4 protein-coding genes are annotated in these 4,289 nt (G+C 66.9%); 1 reads left to right on the forward strand and 3 read right to left on the reverse strand.

Features of this window, described 5'->3' with window-relative positions; all coding sequences use genetic code 11:
- Window positions 1-735 (forward strand): hypothetical protein (locus VE326_10020; protein ID HYJ33542.1); only part of this gene is annotated, 735 nt, incomplete at its 5' end.
- Here the strand turns inward: VE326_10020 and VE326_10025 are convergent.
- The 3 genes from VE326_10025 to VE326_10035 all read right to left on the reverse strand — a co-directional run.
- Window positions 732-1,538: a FlgD immunoglobulin-like domain containing protein gene (locus VE326_10025; protein HYJ33543.1), complete on the reverse strand. Its 807-nt coding sequence runs from the start codon at window positions 1,536-1,538 to the stop codon at window positions 732-734. The two genes, VE326_10020 and VE326_10025, sit on opposite strands and share 4 nt — an antisense overlap.
- A 102-nt stretch (window positions 1,539-1,640) precedes the next feature.
- Window positions 1,641-2,489, reverse strand: coding sequence for a hypothetical protein (locus tag VE326_10030; protein HYJ33544.1), 849 nt, complete (start codon window positions 2,487-2,489; stop codon window positions 1,641-1,643).
- Window positions 2,490-2,655: 166 nt separating this feature from the next.
- On the reverse strand, window positions 2,656-4,289 hold a 1,634-nt coding region (locus tag VE326_10035; GenBank protein ID HYJ33545.1), incomplete at its 5' end, for an AarF/ABC1/UbiB kinase family protein.

A 4,289-nucleotide genomic window follows, 5' to 3' on the forward strand; every position in this document is an offset into this window, starting at 1 on the left:
TCAGAGCTGAATACATGGTATGGCGCCATGGCGATCCCTCCGGAGTTCCGAAAGAAGACGAACAAGAACCCATATTCGGATCCCACCTATGCTTTGCTGAGTTCCCGACTCGCAACTGGACAATATGCACTCCAGGTGAGCTATGTCCTCCGAGGAGGGCAGAACCAGTGGCGTGAACCGCTCCAGCTCCAATCCGACACGCTCTTCTTCAACGTCGCGGAAGCCGCCGGCACCTGGGAGGATTCCCTTCTCGCCGGTTACGCCCGGGCCGTGGATTCTGTCCTGGCGTTGCCGGGTGTCAGGAGGAACAGGGCTGCCTTGGAGTGGCTCCCGCGGTTCTCCAATTCACGGTTCTTTACCGACGTCTTGCTGGATACGTGGTCCGGACCCGATAGTATTCCGCCCGAACGGCTATTCGGCTTGTTGGATCCCAATGGGAATCGGTCGACGAGCCGCGCCGTGATGCTCGACCTGCTATTGGGGTTGCGCACTCCGACGACGATGCGCGACCCCTCGACGCTCTCGCCGTACGCCCGCGGCGATCTGGCACGTCAGGTGATCGACCATTGGAAGGCGCTGAAATGGCGGTGGGGTTACAGGGATTCGGTCTACGCCGAGCGGCAAAAGTACCCGATCAGGGATCATCCTCCCTACGGCACCTGGATCGAGCCAGGTAACGCAACCAAGGGACCTCCGGCCAGTGAAGAGGCCTTTCCTCGGCGACCGAGGCCTTAGTCCACCTTGACGATTCGACTCGTGATCCGCTCCGTTCCCACGCGCGCGCCGACGAAGTAAACGCCCGAGGCGCACGATGACCCCGAGTCCCGGCGGCCGTCCCATACGAGCGGGTGAACGCCCGAGGCCATCCATCCGGACCGGAGGTGCCGTACGGCGCGGCCGCTCGCGTCGTACACCACGACCTCGACCTCGCCGGCCTTGGGCACGGCCAGGCTGAACTCGGTCTCGCCCCGGAAGGGATTTGGCGCGACCTTGACCCACGGCGCCTGGGACGCTCCGGTCGCGGCGATGCCGGTCGCGATCGGATCGGTCGCGTCCACGTGAATCAACGTGTCCACGCATGCCGAGTTCTGATGCAGCGACACGTCGATCACGATACGGGGCCACTCGCTTCCGCCCACGATCTGGCCGCTGTCGAAATGCTGCGCCGGCTTCCCGTCCACCGAGAGGTCCAGGACGAGCTGATGCACGAGCGCGAATTCGCCCCCCCGCTTGTAGGTGCCGGAGCCGGTGATGGTGGCGTAGGTGCTGGCGTCGGAGACGACCCAGCGCACATCGGTGACCGCGTAGTAGTCGTACAGGGGGTCGAATCCGGTGTGCTGCAGGCTGAAGGTGCCCTGGATGGGATGCGTGACGATGGCGCAATCGCACATGGCGAAGCAGCCGGTCTCGAAGCGGGCGGTCTTCTCGAGCTTGTACGTGAAATTTTCGTCGGACGATGCGGTCTGGGCGAGGGCGCTCGGGCCGGCGAGCGCGATGCAGCCGGTGACCACGATGGATGCGAACCCGGGGATCCTCATGGCTTCCTCCCTTGTTGCGCGGTCGGAGATCACGCTACACCCGGGAGGGGCCCGGCTCAACATCGGGAATCGGGGGCCTAAGTGGCCCCCAACCAGCTCCGATCAAGGACCCCAGTCGGGGTCCGATTCGTTCGCGGGATTCTGGCTCAGGTTCTTGGGATCGGTCCCATCCAGCCGGACCGTGTAGATCTCCTCGTTCCCGTCGTAGGCGTCGGTGATGAAGACGATCCGGGAGCCGTCGGGGGACCACCGCGCGTCGCGCCCTGCCGTCGGCGACGACAGGCCGCCGCCGTCCGCGTGCATCACATAGACGCTGCCCGCCGCGCTGTAGACCAGCTGGGTCCCGTCGGGCGACCAGGCGAGGGAGTTCTTCGCGACGCCGTCGGTGGTGATGCGCTGCGCGCCGGTTCCGTTCGCGAAGACGGTGTAGATGTCGTTCGCGGCCTGGCCGTTCAGGCCGTTCGACACGTAGGCGAGCTTTGTGCCGTCGGGGCTCCAGGTGACGTAGTCGCCCCCCACGTGGAACCACACCCGGCCCGTTCCGTCGGCGTTCATGACGGCGATGCTGTCGGCCACCAGCGCGAGCTTGGTTCCGTCATGCGACCACTCGGCGCGCTTGCCGGGCGCGAGCCCGATCTGCGACGAGCCGTCCACGTTCATCACGAACACGTTCGAGGGATTCAGCTCGCGCCGGAAGGTGATCCGGGTGCCGTCGGGCGAGAGAAGGGGTGCCGCATCCTGGACGCTGTTGAACGTGAGGCGCGTGACGTGGGTGCCATCGTCCTGCATCGAGTAGATCTCGCCGTGCCCCTCGTCGCGGTTGCTCGCGAACACGATGGTGCCGGGTACGACCGGCTTGGGAACCGGGCCGACCTCGCCCCCGCGGCGAGAGAAGCAGCCGGTCAGAAGCAGGCAGCCGGCAGCCAGATAGACGATCTTCCTTCCGAGCACCTTTACCCCCGAACGATGATCCTGCTGCGATCGTAAGGACTGCGGAGACCCTCATCCTGTATCGGCAAGGACCGCCGGCAGGAACAGCGATTTCACGGCGCCGGGGCGGGCTGGAAACTACGTTATTGCAGAGCATTGCCAGGTATGTTTCGAGTGATCTCGGGGGCTACCTGCCTGACCGCCACATCCCCCAGAGAATCGACACCCCGAACGCGAGCGAGAAGAGGAGCGCGATCCGGAACAGCCAGTCCACGATCGGCTCGAGCGAGGGGACCATGCGGATGCCGGCCGCCAGACCGAGCGCGACGATCGAGGCGGCGAGCAGCATGGCGAGCACCAGCCGGTTGGTCATCCTCTGGAATTCGCGCGTCGCGCTCTCCAGTCCTCGGTGGTCCACCTTGATCGCGATCTCGCCGCGCTCGAAGCGGCCGAGCAGCCGCGCGGCGCGGCGCGGGAAGTCGGCGCCGAGCTCGGCGGCCTCGACCGCCGCCATGCCGGCGCGGCGGGCCAGGGCGGCGGGGGAGTAGCGCCGCCGCGCGAGCTTGCGAATGACCGGCGTCGAGAATTCCAGGTAGCGAAAGTCGGGATCCAGCGACAGCCCCAGCCCCTCGGCCATGTTGATCACGCGCAGGAGCTGCGCCAGCTCGCTCGGAAGCTGCAGCTTGTGGCGGAAGGCGATCGAGAAGAGTTCGTCGGTCACGGTCGCCGCGCTCAGGTCGCGGATCGAGGAGGAACCGTAGCGGCTGACCAGCCTGGCCAGGTCGCGCTCGAACGAAACGCGATCGGCGCGCGCGCCGGCGACCCCCAGCGCGTACAGCTCTTCCGCCAGCGCCTCGGCGTCCTCGCGAACGCCCGCGAGCATCGCGGCCATGAGATGCCGCTGCGTGGACTCGCTGATCCGCCCGACCATGCCGAAATCCACGACGGCCAGCGAGCCGTCGCGCTGCACGAAGAAGTTCCCGGGATGGGGATCGGCGTGGAAGAAGCCCAGCTCGAACACCTGGCGCAGGAAGAGCCGCACGGCGGTCTCGGCGAGCGCCCGCCGCGAGATGCCCAGCCGGTCGAGCCGCGCGGCGTCGGTGAACTTGATGCCGCCCACGCGCTCCATCGTGAGCACGCGCGTCGTGGTCAGCTCGTCGTGGACGCGCGGAATCCAGACGCGGCGGTCGTCGCCGAAGGCGATCCGCATCTTCGTCGCGTTCTGCCCCTCGCGCACGTAATCCAGCTCGTCGCGAAGCGTGGCCGCGAATTCCGCCATCAGCGGGCGAAGCTCGTAGTCGTGTCCCAGCGGGGTGTGGACCTGCACCCATTCGACGGCCTGGCGCAGGATCTGGAGATCCTGGTCCACCTGCTCGACCACGCCAGGCCGGCGCACCTTGATCACGACCGGCGTGCCGTCGCGGAGCAGCGCCTCGTGCACCTGGCCGATCGACGCCGACGCCAGCGGCTGCGGCTCGATCCAGGCGAACGAAGCAAGCTTCGGCCCGGGGAGGTCCTCCATGAGGATGCGGCGAATCTCTTCGAACGGAACGGGCGGTGCCGAGTCTTGGAGTTTCGACAGCTCCGCGATCACGTCGGGAGGGAGGAGATCGGCGCGCGTGCTCAGCATCTGGCCGAGCTTGATGAAGGTGACGCCCAGCTCGCCGAAGGCGACGCGCAGCCGCTCGGCCTGGGATCGCACTTCGCCGTTCCCGCCGTCCTTGCCGAAGCGGGGAAGGAATCGGCGGAGCCCTGTCGCCTCGGCGATCGACTCGAGGCCGTTCGCGCCGAGAACGCGCGCGATGTGGCGTGTGCGCCGCA

This window comes from Candidatus Binatia bacterium (assembly GCA_035631035.1).
Taxonomy (GTDB): domain Bacteria; phylum Eisenbacteria; class RBG-16-71-46; order SZUA-252; family SZUA-252; genus DASQJL01.

What these genes read in the sequence shown, in the direction of transcription:
- VE326_10025 (HYJ33543.1), bottom strand. Translation starts at nt 1,538, where the DNA reads ATGAGGATCCCCGGGTTCGCATCCATCGTGGTCACCGGCTGCATCGCG.